The organism is Qaidamihabitans albus, from assembly GCF_016464705.1.
GTDB lineage: Bacteria > Actinomycetota > Actinomycetes > Mycobacteriales > Pseudonocardiaceae > Qaidamihabitans > Qaidamihabitans albus.
Genome location: NZ_JAEHOB010000014.1, coordinates 119,276 through 141,257, shown reverse-complemented (window position 1 = coordinate 141,257; position 21,982 = coordinate 119,276). Strand labels below are relative to the sequence as shown.

The window sequence follows — 21,982 nt, the reverse complement described above, 5'->3', positions numbered from 1 at the left end:
GTCCAGCCGGTTCACGGGCGCGGTGCTGAGCGGGGGAGTGCACGGTGTCGTGGTATGAGGTCGGCGATCCCGTCATCTACGCCTTCCTGGACGCCCTGGCGGAGATCGACGAGTTCATCGACAAGATCAACGAGTGGCTGCTTGATCCCGGCTGGGAGGCATTCCTCCTGGCCGGATCGGCCCCCGGGTTGCCGATCGCCGCGGCGGGGCTGATCGGAGTCGGCGTCCAGATCCCCAAGCTGACCCCGATGGCGCATGCCATGCTCGGCGAGTTTCCCCGTGCCGACGAGGAGCAGGCGGCCGAACTGTCCCGGCAGTGGGCGGCGGCGGCCGAGGAGGTCGGCAGCTGGAATGAGGAGGCGCGGGCGGAGGCCGTGCGCATCCTGGCGGAGCAGGTGTGGTCGGGCCAGTCGGCCGACTCGTTCTCGTCGACGATGGCGGATTACACCGCCGCACTCGATGACCTGCAGGGCTCGCTGAACAACCTCGCCGGCGGTGTCGGTGAGTTCGCGCAGGCCGTCGCCTACACCAAGGGCCTTTACCGCGCCAACCTCGTGCTCATGCTCGGCGAGCTGCTGCACCTGGTGTACTCCGCGATCAGCACGTACGGGGCCTCGCTGCTCGGAGTCCCCGCTGTCGTCACCCTCGGTACCAGGGCCGGCCGGCAGCTCATCATGGCCGGCATCCGGCGGGCCGGGTCCATCGCCATACCGATCAGCCTGCGCCGGGTGGCGGTATCCGGGTTCGGCGGGGCCGCCAGGACCACGGGTGGTGTGCTCGCGCGAGGTGGCGTCGGCGCCACGGGCGGCGCGCTGGCCAGGGGAGGCGCCGCGGCGGGTGCCGGCGTCGTGCGGCGTGGCGCCAACCACCTCTTCTCCGGCGCGGCGGCCAGGGCATCGAGTAACACGGTGGTGCGGGAGCTCGGCCGGCAGCTGGGCCGCGCGGGGGCCGATCGCGCCACCAGGCGGATAGTCGAGCGGCAGCTCGCCGACGCCCTCGCCGGCAGGGCGCCGACGGCCGCCCAGGTGGCGCGGATGTCCGCGAAGGAGCAGGCGGTGGCCGGTGCCGTGGGCCGGTTCATGGCCTCCGGGGCGACGCCCTGGTCGGTGCTCGGCGGCAGGGTGGCCCGCTTCACGGTGTCGAGCACGGCGCTCGGCGTGGGCGCGGAGCTGGCGGCACAGGCGCAGGCCGCGGACCAGGGGGTGGGCTACACGCCGCAATGGCAGTCCACGTTGCAGGCGGGGGTGGGGGCCGCTGCCGCGAGTGCCTTCATGGGCACGGCCAACACGACGGCGGGCTACGTCGCCACCGGCATGGCCGGGGGTGCGGCGGCGTTCACGGCGAATGCCGCGGTGGAGGCAGCGCTGAATCCCGACCTCGGCTTCAAGGACGCGCTCGGTGTCGAGAGTTTTGCCGAACTCGCCGAGCACCTCGGCGCCGAGGTCACCTCCGCGCTCGGCATGGAGGACACCGAGCTTGCGGGCGCCGCGAAGCTCGGCGCGGGGGAGAGCCTGGGGGACGCGCTGCTCGGCGGCGCGCTCGAAGGTGTGTGGGAGCGCTACATCGGCTCCGGCGCCGACAACATGGGGCTGGGAAAGCTGGACGAGCGCGTGGGCGCGCTCGGCGATCCGGCCGCGCTGTCGGCCCTGACCCCGCTGGCGAACCCGGCCGCGCAGCTGGCGCCGCCGGCGCTGCTGTCCGGGGCGCCGCCGGGCGCCGGCGGTGTGCCGGGAGGAGCGGGGACGGCTCCGGCCGGCACGACTGCCTCGGCATCTCCGCCATCGACGGGAACGTCCACCTCGCCAGGCGCATCGGCACAGCCCAACGGAGGGCGGACGATCGGTTCGCCGCCCGGCGAGGCCGACGCGGGCAACCCGGAGCACGGCAAGCCGAGGGGCAGGGTTCTCGATGCGCCTTCCGCCGCGGGCGGCGAGTCGGATACCGCCGTGGCGGGGAGCCAGAACGAGGAACCCGAGCCCGGAGCCCCGGCGTCTCCGGATCGCGGAGACTCTGCCGATCCCGCGGCCGGCGCCGAAAGCACGGTTTCCGAGGAGGGTGAATCGGCTGCGGCCGAGGCGGACCAGACCGGTGCCGTCGAGCGAGATGCCGAGGTATCGCCGGAGCCGACGGCCGAGCACCCCGAGAACGCCGGGAGTGCCGGCAACACCGGCAACACCGAGAACGGCAAGAGCCATGAGGACGCCGACCGCACGGTGTCCGGGGACGGTCAGGCCGTCGCCGGAAAGGACATGGCCGCGCCGTCGCCGGAATCCGAGGCCGACAGCACCAGCGGCACGGTCGCCGGGACCGGTTCCCGCGACACCACCGAGCCGGTCCTGAACCTCAGCGAGCTACCTGATCCGGATTCGGTCGAGCTGGCCGAGCGGCAGGCGGAGGCGTTGGGCAGGTCGCGTGTCACGGACGGGAGCGACGGTGACACCGCCGGGTTCCCGTCCGAGCGGGGATGGTCCACCGAGACCCTGCGGCAGGCGGCGGTCGACGTGGCAACCGATGCCTTACGGGAGCCGGGCGAAGGGAATGTCCGCCTGCTCAACGACCGGCTGCTGCTGTCCGGCGAGTACACACCGGACGGTCGAACCGAGCCAACCGCCATGGTGGTGACGGCGGAGACGTCCGGGCGGATCCTGGACGTTCGGCCCGGCACACTGCCGAACACCGCGGACTGGACGGAAGGCACGCGAGCCGCGCTGCTGGCAGCACTCGGGGACATGCAGCACGAGGGCCTGCTCCACGTGAACTCGGACGACGCGTCGATCGTGGTTCACCTGCCCGACGGCGCGAACGTCGTGGTCGCGTTGCGCATCGATCCCGGCCTCGCTGCCGGGCAGACCTACCTGGACACGTCAGCGTGGAAGGGGAAGGGCGAGGCAGAGGAGCGCGGACGTCCCGTCGTCTACGGGGTTTCCAGCAAGGGGCTCACCGACCTTCCCGCGATGCGCAAGGAACGCCGGGCCCAGCTCGAGTCCCTGATCGAAGCGCTGGAGCGGCGGCAGCAGCCGGCGTCCGGCTACGCCAAGACCGGGGAGGTCGCCCCGGAGCGCGCGGCGGCGCTGGAGAGGGCCGTGTCCTCGGCGGTCTCGTTCTTCGACCCGGCCGGGAACAGGGACATCCCTTACGACGCCGTTCTGGAGCCGGGCATCGAGATGGCCGACGAAGCCGCGACCCTGCCGGTACGCATCGGTGACCGCACCGTCCGGGTCGAGCTCGCCCTCGACCCGGAAACGGGCAGCGGAGAGGCGCGGCCGCGCGTAGCCGTCAAGCCCGGAACCGGCTCACGGCTACAGGTGTGGGCCGACCTGCGGAGGACCCTTGACAGGCTGGTCACACCGCAGCAAGCCCCCGGGGCCTCCCCGGCCGAATCTCCCTCCACGGAGTCCACAGCACACCGGCCTTCCCCGGAAGTGGCCACGCCACCCGCCGTTTCCGAGCGCGTGGTAAAGGAAGCGGTCCTGGCGTTGCGCCGCGTCCTCGTCCGCTCGCACCACGGGCCGGGCAATGTGGCCTTGGCGGGCTCCGGCAGCGAGTCCTACACGCATCCCACGCGTGCGGTCGTGGGTTTCGACAGCGTCACCGCGGGAGGCAATCTCGCCACGGTGTTCCGCGGCGGCCGGCAGGCCGGGGAGGTCTTCGCCGCCGCAGTACGCGAGATGGGCCTGCTCGACGGCGGGCCCGCGCACGGCATCGAATGGCGGATGGTGCGCACGCAGCTGTGGCCGGACGAGGCCGACGAGTTCATGCAGGGGCTCGCGGACGACCTCCAGGTCACCGTCGCCGCCGCTGGCATGCTGTTCCGTCCGGGAGCGCGACCACTGGACTTCGATGTCGAGCAGGAGGCCGTGGCGGCCGAGCGGGTCGAAGGAATGAGGGCGAACGGCACCGAGATGTCCACAGAGGACATCCCCGAGATCGCGCAGGAGATCGGTCTCTGGTCGCCGGCACCGCCCACTTCCACCACCACCGGCGCGAGCGCGCCGGCGCGCCGTGCCTCGCTGAACCCGGACGCCTCGTGGCCGAACCTGATGGCGATGTCCCGGTTGCTGCACGCGCAGGGTGCGATCCGCGACACGCCGCTGAAACCCGCACTGCGGGACGCGCTGGAAGCCGGTGTGCGCACCGACAAGCAGCTCGCCGAGCGGAAGGGAACCCTGCGCCGCCTCGTCCGCGCCGCGGCGCCGGTCGTCGCCGCCTGGCTGCGGGCCGACGGGATCGCCGTCGACGACAAGGCGGTGCGCAAGCGGATGCGGCAGCTGCTGGACGGGATGACCGTCGTGCCGGGGGACGGCCCCGCCAGGGCGCAACTGCTCACCGACCCCGACGGGGCGCAGCGTGTCCAGGTCTGGCCTCGGGACGGGATGGCGCTGACCGACCTGATCGGCGTGCTGGCGCACGAGGTGACGCACAGCTTCCAGCACGAGGTCTCCGGGTCGCCGGCCGGACGGTCGGCCGAGGCGATCGTGCACCGGGAACAGCTCGCCCACTGGGTCGAGGGCAGGGTCTACGAGTGGCTCGGGCAGCACGCCACCCCGCTTCGCGACGAGCTGGCCGCCACGGCCCGCTGGTCCCGGGAACTGGTCGATGCGGTGGTCCGTGCGGCCTACCCGGAGGACGGCGCCTACGCCGGGGGCTTCCAGCACCTGCCCGACGGCTCGGGCACCCGCGAGTGGGCCGCTGCCGGCGCCAACGGCACGTTCGACGAACGCTCGCATTCCGATGCGGTGTTCCGGGACAGCACAGGGCGGATCGAGCGGGCCGAGGCCATCGACCTCGACGCCGTGCTGGACGACTACTTCGGGCAGCCCGAGAACCGCCGGTTCGGCCATGTCGTGGACCGCGGGGAACCCGGCCGCCGGACCGTGGAGCTGGAGGACGGACGGCGGGTCGACATCGAGCTCCGGCAGGGTACCGATCCATCACAGGTGCGGGTCGACCTGCCGGGAGGCCGCCGGGAGGGCGGCATGGCGCGGCTGGACGGTCCGGCCGTGATCCACCCGCCGCTGCTGCCTGCCGATGACCATCTGGGGCGCACCGTGGGCAGGCTCGCGGTGGACACGGCACTCATGTGGATCATGGGAATGCTCAGTGCACCGGGGGCGGAGGAGACCGCCGAGCCCACCCGCACCGCGCCCACCGTCAAGGCCACCTTCCGGGGTGCTCGGGTGCACGGCGACGCCAGTTCGTTGCCGGCCGAGCTGCGCCCGGTGGCGGAACACCTCGCCGAGGGCATGGAACTCAGGGCCGCCGTGCAGCAGGACGCGGCGGCGGCCACCGGGCGGAAGGTACGCGGACGCGCGTCGGCGTTGCGCGGGGTGCTCGACCCCGGCGTCCACGCGCTTGACTCGAAGGACTGGGAAGCGTTCGAGTACCTCCGCAGACAGCTCGGCGAGGGTATCGGCGAGCTGGCGGGCACGCAAATGGTGCACGACCTGGAGGCGGAGCTGCCGGAGGGACACCGTTTCGAGCAGGTCGAGTTCCCGCTGGAGTCCGGTGTGGAATCGGTCGGCGCGAGTGGCCGGTTCGACCAGATCCACCGCGAGGTCGGCCCGGACGGCCGCTATGTGGTCGGTGGGCGTTACGTCGTGGTGGAGGCCAAGGGCCCGGCGGCCGGCCTGGGCGGCCGGCGTGGCCCCGGCGGCGACAGCAGGCGATACCAGCAGGGGCATCCGCGCTACGTCGAGGCGATCCTGGAAACGATGGCGGGCCGCGGCGGCATCGACGCGGTCGTGGCGGACGAGCTGTGGCGAGCATGGGCACAGGGCCGGCTCGACTACCGCTACGCCAAGGCCAGGGTCGAGCAGGAAACGTCCGGCGGGGGCACGGGCCGCTACGGACATCAGATGCCCCGCTACGCCGGATACGAGTCGGCCGTGTTCGACATCGGAACGGCGCCGCAGCGGCCCGATCCGCCTCCGGCGCCGCCGGTTCCGGCGCGACTCGCCGACGAGGTGGGCAGGCTCACCGCGAGGGTGAGGGCCGACGTCATCTCCACCGCGCTACCGGGCAGGGACGCGGTTGCCGCGGCCGCGGGTGTCACCAGGGAGGAAGCCGGGCACGTGCTGGAACGCCTCGCGGCGGGGATGTTCGAGCTCACCGAACGGGACGTCCGCGAGACGCTCGACGAGGAGGCGCTGGACCGGCTGAAACCGTATCTCGACGACCGCGGGCCCAGGGCCGTGCTGTACCCGGACCCCGAGACGGATCGTGGCCGGATGGGTGTGCGCCTACGGGACGGCGAGGCGGACGGCGAAGGCGCCCGCGCGACGTCGGTGGTCGACCTGGCCGCGCTGTTGGTGCACGAGGCCGTGCACGAGGCCGGCCGGGACGCGCATCGGCTGAGCCACGCCGTGCCGGAGCACGCGTCGCGGCGGCAGCACGTCGTGGACCTCGAGGAGCGCGCGGACAACGCAGTGCGGCTGTTCCTGCAGACGATCGCGTCGCGGGCAAGCCTGCCCGACGACCTCGCGGACGTGGCCGGCACGGCTGAGCGGGGCGGCTGGAGCCGCGCGCTGAACCAGGAGGTGGTCGGGTTGCTCGATTACCTGCCGGACACCAGCGACTACGTGCGCAACGTCGCCGACACCACAGGTGTGCGCCCGGTCCTGCTGGCCGGTGCATCCTCGCCGCCGGCAGGCGGGGAAGGCGCGCTCTCGGCGCGGGGGGAGCGGACGCCGCTTTCCGGGGCAGGCGCCGCCGATGGACAGGCCGGCACGGTCCAGGACATCGACGTGCTCGCGGACTCGCTGCGGCACCTTTCGGCGGCGGCGTCGGGTTTCGCTCCCGGTTTCTGGGTGGATCGGGTGCTCGGGGTCTCCGGCGACGCGGTGACGGCTGAGGTGCGGATGCTGGGTGGGTTGCGCGCCGTGGTGGACTTCCGCTTCGGGGAGCGGGCCGAGGTGCGGACCCCCGCGCTGCGGTGGAACGGGCAGAACTGGGTGCAGTCGGAGCCCGCGACGGTGGTGCTGGACGCGATGCCGTCTGCGCAGCGGTTGCCGGCCTTCCTGGAGCGGGCGTTCGTGGTGCTGGACGCGACGCTGGGCCGGCAGGTCGAGCACACCGGGCTGCCGGGGCCGAACCAGATCGTTCCGGACACCGGTGTCCCCAGCACACTGGAGGCCGCCGAGAGCCGGGCGCGGGAGGTCGCCGACCGGGTCCTCGACGACCTCCGGGAAGTGGTGGGAGCCGTCAACGCGGACTCCGGCCTGGCCGAAGGCGACGCGCTCACGCTGGCCGGCACCGAGAACCGGGTGAAGTCCTCGGCCTCGCTGGCGCGGAAGTTCGACGCCGAGTCGCGGCTGGCCGGCCGGAGCATCGACGAGTTCCTCGACGAGGTGCACGACCGGGTGCGCTTCGCCCTGCGGCTGCCGGAGACCGGCTACGGCGAACTCGCCGCCCACGTGCTCACGCGGCTGGTGCGGGACCACGGCTACACCGTCGACACCGGGCCCGGCAACGGTGTGCGCAACTACTGGCGTGCCGGCAACCGGTACCTCGGCATGCACGCCTACCTGCGCTCGCCGGACGGTTTCCTGTTCGAGCTGCAACTGCCCACCGCGCGGTCGTGGGACATGGTGAACCGCACGCACGGCGACTACGGAGTCGTGCGCTCCGCACACGCGACCCCGGTCGAGCGGGTGCACGCCTTCCTCGAAGTCTTGCGCGCCAACAAGGAGGAGCGACTCTCGGCCACGGTTCCGGAGCTGACCGCGCTCGCCGACGTTCCAGGAGTCACCGAGGCCGGCCTCGTGGCACGGCGCCGCGACTTCGCGTCCTGGGCGAGCGCCCGGCCGGACATCATGCGTGGCTATGCCGAACGGCTCGTCGAAACGGGCCGGACGTTCGACGACGAGCTCGCTGCCCACGGCCTCGACCGCTCTGACGTCCCCGGCTTCGACCCGGAGGTCCACCTCGGGGCAGGAAGGAACGCCGATGTTGTACTACCGGGAAGTGCACCCGCCGGGCACGCCGGAGCGTCCGGAGAGCGTACTGGTGACGGAGAGCTCGACCGGTCCACTTCGGGCGATCATCTGGGACCGGACGGCCGGGAGGTGGACGGCGAACCCGGAGGCGGCCGCGACACTGCTGTTCGACGAGGAGGCGAGCGAGCGGCTGACAGTGGTGAGCAGGCAGCGGGCGGAGTGGGCCGCGACGGCGCTGGGCACGGTGCTGCCGAGCGAGCGGGCACTGCGGGAGATGGGCCGGAATCCCCCTCCGGACCGGAGGTAGGGAGCCTCTCGCCGGGCGAAGGGCCGAACCGGGTTGCCGTCGCGCACGCGGTGCCCGCACAACGCCGCCTTCCCTACCTGGACGAGGCCGCCAGCCGGATCACCGAGGTGCTGCGCGAGGCGGGGGTGTTCACCGAAGCCGGTGAGCGCCTCGAAGCCGAGCAGCTGAACCGGCTGCTCCTGCCCTCGTTCCGCGAACTGCTCAGCACGACGCCCGGAACCGGTGGCCGCACGTTCGTCGTCACCGGCAGCGGCGGTACCGCGGAGATCGACGCTCGGCTGGTGCTCGCCACGGGCCCGGACGGCACGGGGCCGGTCGCGGGCCGCCGCACGAACGCGCCCGGCAGGATCACCAAGTTCGCCACCGGCCAGAGACGCGTCACCGAACCCAAGGTGTCCAGTGACCGGTCCGTGCGGCAGAGCTACACCCCACGGTTCTCGCTGCGGCGGCTGCTGGACCCGCTGGGGAGCATCTACGCCGCACTGGGCCTGGAGCGGGACCCAGTCGCCGACGTGACACCCAGCGCCATGGTCGCCGCCGACCGGCATACCTCCAGCGACGCGGACTGGTCGACCTTCGCCGGAACGGGCGACGAGCACCACGGCTCGTTCAGCCAGTACGACCTCGACCTCACCCTGGAGTGCGAGGTGCGTACCGACGCGCTCGAACGAACCGTCGTCGCGGGCGCCGATCCGACCGGCGAGCGGGAACCACTGCTGGTCGAGGTGTACGACGGCTACGACGACCCGCCGCCGGAGCGGCAGGAACGGTTCTTCTCCGGCGCCGGTGACGCGCGCCGGCCACGACGGTGGCGCGACGAGGCCGAACTGTTGTCCGCCAGCCGCGTCTACGGGTACGACGGCTCGCCGGCCCTACTGGCCGAAGCGGTGCGCCAGCTGCGGGAGATCGGCGTGCCGGAGCGCGAGTTGCGGGTCGGCGGCGCGGTGCGCGGCCAGCTCATCGACCACATCGCCGCGCGCGCCTGCGGTGCTTCCGGTGCCGCCGCGCCCGGGCGCCCGCACCGGCTGCTGGTGCACGACAGCCGGGGCAGGCCCGCCTACGAGGTCGAGCTGAGCACCACGTTCCGGTGGGACTCGGCCACGCCACTGCACGCGGCGTCCGCGACCGGCGACATCCTGCACGGCAGCAACTCCAGTGGCGCTACCTCCGGCAGCACCGCCCGGAACAACGCATGGGGCGCCGAACCGGCCGTGGCCGGTGGACTGCGCTGGGGAATGATGCTCGGTGGCCTGCGGGGATTCTTCTCGAAGATCGGCAGCACCGTCGACATCGGGTCGGCCACCCGCCAGGACGCCTTCGACGTCCGGCCCAAGGACACCTACCGGGTTCCCGGCCGGACCACGGTCACCACGCGACGGCTGACCGGCTCCCCGGTCGTGGCGGCGGCACAGTCGACGCGGCAGCTACCCACCACGGTGACGGTGCAGGTGGCCACCGAGGTAGCCGCCCGCAACGGGCTGCCCGTCGACCCCGGGACCTTCCTGCGCACCGACGACGGCTCGATCGACGTCCGTATCGTCGCCGAGCCGCCGGTGGATCAGCACGGTGACGTGGTCGAGAACGCCCGATGGGGCAGGCGGGAGGTTCCGCTCGTGCGCGGCGGCTTCGAGCCGCCACGCGATCCTTCCGCGGAAGGTGAGCGGGCGAACCGCGAGCACGCGCTGAGCAAGGGCGGGCCGGGTATCAACGACGACGTCACCAGGGTCACGGGCATGCACCGCTTCGCCGGAGCGGTGCTGGCGCAGCTGGCCGAGCAGGGCTACACGCTGGCGCGGCAGGCCGCCGGCGAGCAGCTCTCCCCGGTGGCCGCACGGCACTGGCTGGCCGAGGCACTGCAAGAAGGCAAGCGGATCCCGATCGCGAGGAGGACACCGAGCGGGATGCGGCCGGCCGAGCTGGTGATCACGGCGGAGTGGGACCCGGAACGCGCCACCGTACTCGGCTACGGGGCAAGCACGCGGGTGACCTCGGCGGCGCTGGGCCGCACGGAGGTCGGACTGTCGAGTGAGCGGGCCGCCGCACGCGGCCGGTTCTGGCTGTGGGGCAAGGCATCGGAGAAGTTCCGCGTGGTCACCGACCGGACCTCGGGTGGCCTGCGCTGGGTTCGCTACGGGGGTTTCCGCTCGCGGTACCTCGGCAAGGTCACCCACTGGCGCGTGCCGGTGGGCCTGCGGGCAGCGATCGCGGACGCCGACGGAATCCGCCCGCTCGACGGCACCGAAGTGGGCGGTCAGATCGCCGAGGTCAAGACTCCGCTGGACACCGCGATCGATCCGGCGCGCGGCGGGGAGCACATCGGTGACGCCGCCAGGGCCGCGGCCGTCGACTTCGTCGGTTCCGACAGCGCCGCACTGCAACTCGACACCCGCGGCGTGCTGGCCGACGTGGAGCCGCACACCGCGACGGCGGGCCAGCGTGGCCGGTTCCGCGTGCTCGCCGCCCTGCATCCGCGCGCGCTGCTGGCCCGTCTGCCGGCGCTGATGACCAACGGGGTGGTGATCAACGCCGAGCGGGGCTCGGCGGTGCTGCGGTGGCAACCTGAGCACATCCGGTTCGCCGGCCTGCGGGAACCGACCCTGCAGGGGCCGATGTACCGGGACCTGCTCGGCCACGAGTGGCAGGAGCGCAGCGAGACCGCGCACGACGGCACGGGCGCCTACCGCGAGGACACCACCCTCGACGGCCAGGACGGCAGCGGCGACGGGTCGCTCGGCGAGCTCGAGGACGTCGGCGGCCATGGCATCGGCAGTGTGCAGGGTGCCTACGCGCACGACGTCGCCCGCACCGAGGACCACGTGGCCGGGGACGAGGAACTGCAACTGTGGTACGGGCTTTCTGTCGTGTTCGATGTGGAGGGCAGCTTCAGGACCACCGCGCGCGACGGCTCGCCATCGGGCGAGGGCTCGACCACCCGGCGTGCTCGCATCGTGAAGTCCGTACCCGGCGTTCTCGAAGCCTATGCCGAGGCCGAGCTGCCGGGGGAGGCCATTCCCGACGACCTGGTGCGCCAGCTGCTCGACCGGTGGCGCACGGACGCGGCCAAGCTGGAACGGCGCGAGCTGCGGCCGGAGCGGGCGCTCCAGCTCGACCGGCGGATCGTCGCCGGCGCCGCCTACCGGCTTGCCGTGAACGACGCGCTGGCCGGCAGGCCGCTCGACCGGGGCCTGCTCGGCGAGGTACTCGCCCTGTACGAGGACGGGCACAGCGTGCCGCTCGACCGGTTCATCGCGCCCGCCGGCGACGAGCTGACCGAGATCGCGCGCCGGGCCGACCCCGCCGACCTGGTCGTCCTCGGCCGGCTGGCCGCGAACCTGGTGCTGCGCAGTGACGCCCCGGCCTCGCTGGCCGACTATCGCCTGCCAGCGTACGCACCCCGGCCCGGGGCGGAATCCTATGCCCTCGGCGCGGCCAGGGTGGTCGGCTTCCACCAGAACCCGTCGGCCGACGGCACCGAGGCGCCCACCCCGTACGCGGCCGTCGCGGACGCGCTGCGGCAGGCGGAGGGCCACGCCGAGGGACTCGATCCACACCAGCGGCCGGACACCGGCCTGCTCGACCGGGATCCCGACCTGGACGCGGTGCTGCGGGACGTGCTCTCCGGCGACACGCTGCGCGGGGTGCAGAAGTCCGCGCTCGCCACCGGTGGCACGCTCGTGCTGACCAAGCCGGTGCGGCTGGCCAACGGGCAGTGGATGCTGGTGGAGGTCCGGCATGAGCTGGTCCCGACCGGGGAAGCGGTGGTGGACCGCGTGTTGCCCGGCGGCAGCGCGCAGAGCTACGGCGACATGGTGGACACCGTGCGCCGGGACGACTACCGGACATCCATGCAGGGCCCCGAGGCCGAAGGGCTCGGCGCCGGCGTTCCCGCTGGGGCCGATGCGGATTTCGGGCTCGGTCCTGGCTTCTCGGCCGCCCACGGCGGGACACGCGACACCGGCACGCGTTCCCGGGCAGGGCGCAAGCACGGTTTTCTGGACTGGCCCGACGCGGTGCGCCTGGGACTGCCCGTCGAGGCACGGTACACGGCACGGCTGACGCCACTGCCCGGCGCGACGGGACGGGTCATCGAGGCGGTGCGCGGCAGGGCGGGCGGCTCCACCGCGCCGCCGATCGTGCGGACGGTCACCTCGACCGGGACGGTCTCCGTGCAGTACACCGAGCCCAAGGTCGCGCCCGAGCGCGCCGATCCGGCGCGTGCGGTGTGGCTGGACCGGCTGCCAGAGCAGCTGCGTCCCGCCTTCGACCACATCGGCCTGCGCCCGCTGACCGGCGGAGTGCACGAGGTCGCCACCGCGTTGCTGGGCAAGCTCAACCGGACCGAGGAGCTGTCCCTCCAGGAAATGCTGGAGCAGCGCGCGTTTCGTGGGCGCTGGCCGCGGCTGGCGAGCGACTCGCGACTACCGCTCCCGAGCGTCGAAGCCGGCCGCCTGCGCTCGCTGAAGCTGTGGCTGCGACTGGACGGGATCTCCGAGTACACCGTTCTCGCCCGGTACGACAGCCAGGGGCGGCACGGTCTCGCCGATGAGGAGTCCCTGCGGGAGACGACGCGGATCGGGCAGGCGTCGATCACCGAGCGGACCGGATCGGTCGCCGCGCTCGGCAGGGAAGCCGAGCCGAACGGGTCGGGCAGCTCCGGGACCGGGCCGGACGAGGACGCGCTCGACATGGTTGGCCGGTTCCGCGCCCGCCTGCGCGCCGAGTCAAGCACCGGTACGTCGCTGGAAACGGGCCACGAGCGCGGTACGGTGCTGGAAGACCTCCGGGGCCCCACGGTCCGCGTGCGGCTGCGCATGCACCTCACGGTGGGCGGCAGCCTGTCCCGTCACATCGGTTCGCTCCTGCACCGCCCGCTTCGAACCGAGACCGGCCGGGCGGAGCCGGTGGACGTCGTGGTGCAGCTCTACGAACACGAGTGGACGGCTCTCCAACGGCGGATGGAGGCGCAGCAGGCCACCCTCGCCGAGCAGCAGGCACTGCTGGAGCGGGCGGGAGTCAGCGCGGACGACGTGCGCCTGCGGTTGCGGGAACGGGAGCGGGCCGCCGAGGCGGAACCGGTCGACCTGCAGGAGGCGTTGCGGCAGGAGCGCGAGCGGAGCGGGCACGGCGATCCGGACCGCCCGTGGATCGCGACGGCGCGCGCGGTGCGGGAGCACTACCCGAACGCCGCGGTCGTCAACGTGGTGGACGACGAGTTCGCGGGCGCGCTCGCTCACTACGACGAGATCGCCGGTCAAGGGCTGGACCTCGCCGAGCGGGTACGGGCCGGGCTGGCCGGCCACAGCGGGGAACGCGCCGACGTGGTCGGCAGGCGGCTGGCGGAGGCCGGCGAGGCGTTCGGCGAGCTCGGCCGGTGGGCAGGCCGCCTGGCCGGCGCCCTCGACCAGGTGCGCGAGCTGCGCGCGACGCGCGAAGCGCTGGCGAGTCACCTCGCCGGACTGGAGAAGCGGGCCGAGGACGGCGAGACCAGGCGGCGGCCACGCAGGCGCCTGGCCCGCGCCCGCCAGGCGCTCGACGCGGCCGACGACCAGCTGCGCCAGGCCCGCCTCGCGCTCGCCGCACTGGAGGGCGAGCAGCGAGCCGTGCTGGCACGGGCCAGGGCGGGCTTCGACCGGCTCACCGAGGCCGCCGCCGACACGACGGCACTCACCGGCCGAAACGTGGACGTGCCTGCCGCGCTCGATCCCGCACAGGCCCCACCCCGGCACGACCCCCGGGTGCTCGCGCACCATCTCGCGCTCGAACTCTCGCACACCGGGCACATGGTCGACGTGCTGTACGACCACACGGACCGGGACGGGACGACGACGCGGTTCTACGCCGGCATCGGCGGCGCGTACGAGCAGGCTCGGCGGACACCGCCGCCGGAGCAGGTGGAGACCGACACGACCGAGATCGCCGGGGGCACCGACGGCGACTCGGCACGCACGGCGAACGTCCAGCCTGCCGGGGCAGATCCTCTCGAACTGGCCGGGCGTTTCGGTGTGTCGCTGCGGGAGCAGCGTGCCCTGCGGCGGGTCGCCGACACCCACGGTGTGGTGTTCCGCGCCCGGCCGAGCGGCGCACACGGCTCGCACTGGTGGAAATCCGGCGCGCTGGCCAAGCCGGAGGCGGTGAAGATGAAGACGATCAACGAGCTCGACGTCTTCCTCGGAGCCGATCCGCGCCACCTCGGCCTCGTCGGCTACTTCGCTCCCCGGATGGACCCCGACGCCGTGCCGATGGAGCTGCGGGCCGCCGTGCGCGAGCGGGCACGGCAGCGCGCCGCCGAGTTCGAGAACCCGGAGAACCGGCGGGTGGTCGAATCGGGCCGCTACGCCGTCGTCGACGGCGTGGTGGTTGCCGTGGTGGAGTCGGCCGACCCCAGGGCGATCGTCGAGAACACGGCGGGAGTCGGCCCGGACGGTGAGCCGACTATACGGCCGGGACGGTACGTCTCCGTCGAGGAGTTCACCAGGCCGGTGCTCATCGCCGGCGACCTCGACCTGTTCGACGTGACAACCGTCGACGGCAGTCCACTGCCGGACGAGACGCTGCGGCGCATCCTCGCCGAGCTGCGTGAAGCCGGAGTCCGGGTCGAGCACGGACCGCACCTCTACTGGGAACCGCGCACGGAAGGCCAGCTGGCGATCTTCGAGTCGATCATGAACAGGCACTTGCCCGGGGGTGAGCCACTGGTCAGGATCGCGCCCGGCGAGCGGACGAGCCTCACCCATGCCGACGAGGCGCGCTCCGCGGTGCTCGTCGGGTTCCAGCGGCTGTGGGCGGGGTCCGCTGGGGGGTCCTGGCCGGATCGGGCGTGGGTGGAGGTGTTGTTGGGGGAGGTGTTCGAGCTGTCCGAGTCGGGTGTCGCGGGGCTTGGTGTGGATGTCTATACCGAGCGGGTGTTGTCGGACATGGTCGGGCGGGGTGTGGCGGGTGTGGTCGTGTGGTTCGGTGATTCGCCGCGGGTTGGTGTTCGGCCGGGTCTTCATCCGGTGGAGCGGGCGTTGACTTTGGTGAAGGAGATCGTGACCGCGTCGGATCCGATCGACCGCGAGGGTGTTGCCGGGTTGGGGGAGCAGGAGCGGTTCGAGTTCTTTGTGCGGCGGGAGTTGTCGCATCATGCGGCGGCGCTTCGGTGGCTGCGGGCCTATGTCGAGGGGTTGTCGTCGGGTCGGCGTGTGGAGTTGCCGGAGCATGTGCGTCAGGTGGCGGAGTGGTCCGAGGACACGTTGCGGGGTGTGGTCGAGTTCCGCTACGGGGATGCTCTGGGGGCGCGGTGGTTCATCGAGCGCGCCGTGCAGGCGGTCGCCGGGGGTCATCCGGTGGTCGAGGCCGCCAGAGGCGGCGACGCCGTCGAGGGTCCCGGCGAGGACGGCAGGCGCCCGGCTTCACCGGAGCGGCCGGTGACACCGGACGACATCCTGCCGGGGCCGCGCGAACCCGGAGGCGAGCTGGCGGCGCACCCCTCCGACGGCGACCAGCCGGCAGACACCGCGGCGTCGCCGGACGTGCCGGGTGGAGGCACGGGAGAGGGCGAACACGCGAACCGGGTCGCCGATCTGGGGCCGACCGGGCTGCGGCTGCTCGGCGGGGTGCCGATGGGCGAGGGCCTGCTGCCGCACATGGAGCAGGCCGCGAGGCAGCTGAACGCCTACTTCGCCCGGCACGGCCTCGCCGACCGGATCACCCCGCAGGAGCTCGGCCGGCTGCTGGTGTCCGACTGGCCGTCGACGGCCTCCCGCGACGGGCTGCTGCTGACCTTCGCCAACGGCCGCGTACGTGTCACCTTGAGGCTGCGTGCCGTGCCCGGCAGCGACCGGATCGTGCCGAGCTCGGTCGACTCCACCCAGCAGGCCCGGCACGCCCTGCAGCAGGGCACCGCCAAGCAGGGGCACCCTGACGGCCACGCGGTGGGCGGGAACGTACCGGGTGGCGCGAAGATGGAAGCCGGCGACGACAGCGTCGGCGGATCGGCCGGTGGCGGGCGCGGCGAGTCGTTCGACGTCGTCGGGGTGAACTCGGTCGACGGCTACCTCAGCGCTCTCGACCATCGCGCCGAGGCAACGCCGCTGTCGATCAGCACCGAGCTCGTGATGGGCGTGGAGCACGGCGGCAGGGTGGGACCGCGGTACACGATCACCGCCCCCGAGGGCAGCCCGGACGGCGACGTCGTGGTGGCAACGCCGCCCGTCTATCGCCACTCCCCGCCGGCCAGTCACCAGCGCCCCGAGCACGAGTGGCCACCGGCGCGGCGGTTGCCGCACGTCTACCCGCTGGAGGTCACCGGGCGTGAGCGGCTGGTGGCGGCGGCCCGCGACCTGCTTCCCCGGTACATGCGCGACGACCCGGCCGTGCTGGAGCAGCTCGAGACCGCCGTCAAGACCGCCACCCAGTCCCGGTTCGCGGACACCGCGCGAAAGGGCTTCCGCGTCACCGTGGTCGACCGGCTGCGCAGGCCGCACGAGCTGGTCATCGAGGCCGACGTCGACCGGCGCAACGCGACGGTGGTGACGACCGCGGTACCCAAGGAGCCGGAAAATCCCGAAGGGCCCCTGCTGTTGGAGAAGGTGGGGGTGGAGTTCAACGAGTCCGCCAACTCGGCGGGCTCCGCCGTGCCGGCAGCGCTCGGCGGCGAGGCGAGCCCTGCCGGCACGGCCGAGCTGTCCCGGCAGCGCCGGGAATCCGCATCCGCGGCGGCCGTCGCGATCGGCGTCGCGGTCAACCGGTACGCCGGCTGGCTACAGCTCACCCGGTTCGACGATGTGCGGTTCACCGTCTCCGTCGGAGACGCCAGCAACACGGTGGCAGGCCAGCAAGCCCTGCTGTGGGGCAGGGAAGACGCCTTCCACGACTACGGGGCCCCGGTGGCCGCCGAGGCCGTGGACGCCGAAGGGGCGCTGCGCCGAGGCACCCTCGTCGCCACGGACGATGTGCCGGAGCACCCCGACTTCCTCAGCGGGCCGGCCGCGACCGGGGAGGCCACCTGGGCCACCGGCCAGGCCATCGTCGACGAGTTCACCGTCGCCGACGACCCCGGGGACGGGGTCGAATGGGTACGCGAGCGGCTGCGGGGATTCGGCACCGAGCTGCTCAAACCGCATCAGGACCGGCTGCCGGCGAACCAGCTGAAGCAGCTGCGGTTGATGAACGAGAGGCTGATCAGCGAGCAGATCACTCCGGCGTGGTTCGAGCGCCAGTACGACCAGCTCAGCCAGCAGGGCGTGGACGTCCCCCTGCGAGTTCCCGCGTCCCTGACCAGCGTCAAGGGCTACCGGGAGGTGTCCGTGCGGGTGAGGCTCGACGGTCACCTGCCGGAGTACCGGGGCGACCGGCCGGACTGGGTCGCGGTCGTGCTGGACATCGCGATGGAGGCCGTCGGGTACGCGCGGTCCGACAACCTTTCCCGTACCGTCTCGGCACTGCTGGCCGCCTACACCTACGCACGCGCCGGTGAGGTGAACGCGACGAACCGGGCCAACAGCGTCTCCCTCGTGGAGGTGAACGGGGTCAGCATCTTCGTCCAGTCCGGCACGCTCCGGCTGGAGGCGAGGGACGAGAACGGCGAACCGCTGCGCGACACGGACGGCCGTGCCCTGACGGCCGAACGAGGTTACACGGTCGACCTGGGCGTGGCCACCGACCTGGTTCGTGCGACCGGGTCGCATGTGGCCTCGCGGGACACGGTGCCGGTGACCCTGGTGGAACAGGGCAACGTGTTGTCGCTGCACGTCCCGGATGCGGCCCGCGCGATGGAGGAGGTGACCTCGGCCAGACAGCGGCGCGGCGCGGCAAGGGGGACGGCACTGAGGGCGGCGACCAGTGTCGGGATGCTGCGGGCGCGGTTCGCGCGGCTGTTCACCGCGGGCGCTACCGTCCCGGTCAGCGAGGACCGGAAACCGTGGCGGCAGGACTCGTCCGCTCGGATGGTGATGCCGCGCGACGCCGAGGGTCGGCCCGAGGGCAGGGTGAGCTATCTCGGTTTCAGCGACAAGACCGTCTGTGGCGACATCGTGCTGCGGCTGCCGTCCTTCGGCACCAGCCGTGGCACGAGCCACGAGATCCGACTCGGGCTGGACGGCAAGCTCGGCTGGCTGACCGCGAACATCGCCCAACGCTTCGGCTGGGGCACCGCCACCCGCATCGGTGAAACCCTCGGCAGGGAGAACATCGACATCGACCTGAACCGGAAGTTCCTGTTCCGGGTCGACACGCGACTGGAGACCACCGGCGACCTCGGCCGTGGCGAGGCCACCATGACGGCCACCATTGCCCTGTCCGAACCGGACGCCATCCGGATGTATGCCGACGGTGAGCTCGACCTGCCAGCCGAGACGGTGGCCGACTCGCTGCAGCGGAGCCATAAGCCCGACGAGCCGCTGAAGTTGCCGCACGACGTCGCCCGGCGCGCGGCGAACCGGCTCGACACCGACGGCACGGGCGTCGAGCATCCGCCGGCGGCGGCGTTCCCCGAACCCGAGCTGCCCGCCACCGTGCCCGAGCACCTGGCCGCGCGGAAGGGCATCGGCCCCTACGGCGTGAAGTCGGTGAGCGTGCACACCATGCGGCCGGACGGCTCGAAGGGCGACGCGGTCGAGTTCTCCGGGGAACTCGGCGGTCTCGCCGCCGGAGTCACCGGGAGGGCCCCGGACGGGCTCACCACGCTGGCCACGGAGATGATGGGCGCACCGGACCGGATCAAGGGACTGCTCTCGCTGCTCACCGGTGGCCCGTACCCGCTGGTGACCGTACCGGCGCGGCGCCTGCCGCGCTGGCCGTTCGGTCTCAGCCGCGACGGCGGGTGGCGCCTGCGGTGGGACCCGAGGAAGCTGTGGCACCCGTCCGTACGGCAGTCGGCGCAGCTGCGCATCCGCGACGCGGCGATCGTCGGCTACGACCCGAGGCGCTTGGGGGAGGAGCAGGACTACCGCTACGCGGAGCGTCCGGAAGGGCGGTCTCGGCGTGGCTCCACCGAGCTCGGTGCCGAGGCAGGGTTGCTGGGCGCCGTCTTCGGCGGTGGCGTCAGCCGGGGCAGTGCCACCAGCACCACCACCGCGCGGCAGAGCATCAACATCCGGCACCACCAGGGTGGGCTCGGGATGTACGAGATGCGCGTTACCGGGGAGCTCGACGTCACCACCCGGCCCGGCAGGGGCGCGCCACACGTCGGAACCTACCTCGTCGAGTTCGTCGTGCTCGTGCCCGAGTCCGAGGTCGAGGGCACTCCCGCCGAGGCGGTGCCCGCCACCGAGCGCGGATACCCGGAGATCACCGAACTGCCGCAGCGCACCTTCGGGCAGTTCGTGGACGGCGGGCAACTGCGAGGCGCGGTCCATGGACTGCTCTCCCGCTTCGGCAGCGGGTACCTCGACGCCGTCGAGGCGGCGCTCGCAAAGCGGTACTCCGACGAGGCACTGGCGATCAACATCGCGGAGCAGGTGCGCGGCGTGTCGTGGACTGTCGACGACGTGGGTCGTACCGGGCGTTCCGTGTCGCTCGGCACCCGGCTGAACGTCAGTGACGCCGAGGTGATCCTGTGGTCCGAGAAGGAGGCGGGAGGCGGCATCGGCAACGTCGACCGGCTCCAGCAGACCACCGCGATCTCGATGCGCCAGTCGGACGGCGGCAACCTGCGGGCCGGCGAGCTTCCCCTCGGCGCGCTCAGCGGCGCGGTCGACCTGAGCACCTCGTCCGGTGTGGACTCCGTTTCGGGACAGCGCAGGGAGAACACGGTCAAGACGACGGCGCGGCTGGCGCTGGTCCGGCTCACCGGCAACTGGACGGTGACGGCACGCGAGTCCGGATTCGACGGCGAGCGGGAGCTCGCGGCCGGTGCCGCGCGCACGACCCAGCCACTGGGCGAGGCTTATGTGTGGGTCTACGAACGTGACCTTCCCGAACTGCTCGACGGTATCCGCCCGCCCGACCTCGCCGAGCGGCAACGGCTGGCCGAGGACAGCTCCTTCGACGTCGACGTGCTGCGCGGGCTGCTGGCCGAGCGTGCCGACCACGCACCGGTTGTGGATGTCGAGGCCGTCCTGCGCGACGCCTCGACGGATCCCGAGCCCCGCCTCGCCGTGGCACGCGCCTTCGCGGTGGCCGCCGAGGAGGCGGAGACCCCGCGGCACCGGGCCGAGCGGGAGACGGCCGCGCGGTACCGCGAGCTGTTCGGCGGGCAGAACGCCGGTGAGCCGCTGCGAACGTTCGTGGCCACCAGCGACCCGCTCGGCGACCGGATCGCGCAGCACGAGCGCATCCTGATCGCCGTCCGGGACCGGCTCGACCGCTTGGAGCGCGAGCGGCCGGGGCAGGTCGATCCTTCGCTGCGGGACGACCTGTTGTGGTCCGAGATCGCGGTGGCCCGTCTGCGCGAAGCCCGGGGCGCGGTCGCCCAGCAGTCAAGCGACTCCTCGGGCGAACGGGTGGCAACACGGGGGGATATGGAGTTCGCGGAAGCGCTGGCGCGCTGGAACCCGTGGGCGGGGCGTGCCGCGGACCTGGCGAGGGCGGTGCACGCGCTGCCCGGCGAGGTCGGCCGTCGCGACGCGGCGCTGCCTCGGTGGGTCGAGGAGTTCGAGGCCACGTACCGGCGGTCCGACCCGGCCGAGCGACTGGCGCAGGTTCGGGACATCGCCAGGAAACTCGGCATCGAGATCCAGTTGCGGCAGGTGAGCGCGGACGGCAAGCCGGAGACCCGGATCTGGGCGACCCCGGAAGGCGGCGTCTACTACGACGAATCCGACCTCGGGGCGAAACGGGTTCTCGCCGGGGCGCGGGAGGAGCTGCGAACACGGCGCCTCGACCCCGACGCGGTCGCCGCGCAAGCGCTGGAGACGGGCCTGCCGGTGGACAAGGCGATGGCGACGATGCCCAATGGCGAGGTCGCGCGGGCCGCCCGCTATGGCGTCAACATCGACGCCGTCATCCAATCGGCCGACCGTGGTGGGTACGACCGGGCGGAAGCGCTCACCGCGGCGACGGAACGGGCCCGCGAAGACTGGACGACGGACGTCGGCGGGTTCCACCGCGCACTGCGTGATGCCGGCTTCTCCAGCACAGACCTTTCGCGGGCGCTTGCCGGCGACGTCGATCTGATCGAGATCTACCGCGACGCGTGGCGGCTCCGCTGGAACGAGGGACGCCAGATCAGGCAGCGCATCGACCAGATCGCCGCGGGAGCCACGCCGCGGAGCGTGTCCGAGCTGGCGCCGCTGTTCGGCTTCGACGACTCGTCGGCAGGGCGGGCGCGTTTCCGCGCGCTGCTCGGCGAGGCGGGGATCCGGGAAGCCGAGACCGGCTCCGGCGAGCTCACCCGGGAACACGGGCGGCTGCTGCGTTCCCTCGCCGCGGACCTGCTGCTGCGCCACGGGCTCACCGCCACCCAGCGGGGGAGGCTGCTGGAGGTGGACCGCTCCGTTCTGGCGAACGCGGTGACCCACCGCTCGGTCGGGGCGCACCCGCTGGAGCTGATCCAGCGGTTCCTGCCTACCGAGGACGAGACAGCACCGGAACCGGCCGTGCGCATCGTCGAGCGCATCTACTACGCCACACCGGAGCTGACCGCCTACCGGGGCGAACTGGATCAACGGGTGCTGCGGCGGGTGCGCGCGGCGCTGCGAGACCACGGGGTGCGGCACGCGGTGTGGGAGGCCACCATGCTGCCGGGTACGTCCTTCCGTGGAAAGCTGGCGGATGTCGACGTGGATATGTTGCTCGCTGAGAACGGCACGGTTCCTTAAGT

Annotated in this window: 1 protein-coding gene; it reads left to right on the top strand. The window is 72.7% G+C overall.

The genetic code is table 11. From position 1 onward, the window contains the following. The first annotated feature begins 44 nt into the window (after positions 1-44). Positions 45-21,980 (top strand): WXG100-like domain-containing protein, encoded by a 21,936-nt coding sequence (locus tag JAP66_RS24150; RefSeq protein WP_199434130.1) that lies wholly within the window; start codon positions 45-47, stop codon positions 21,978-21,980. The last annotated feature ends 2 nt before the right edge of the window (positions 21,981-21,982 follow it).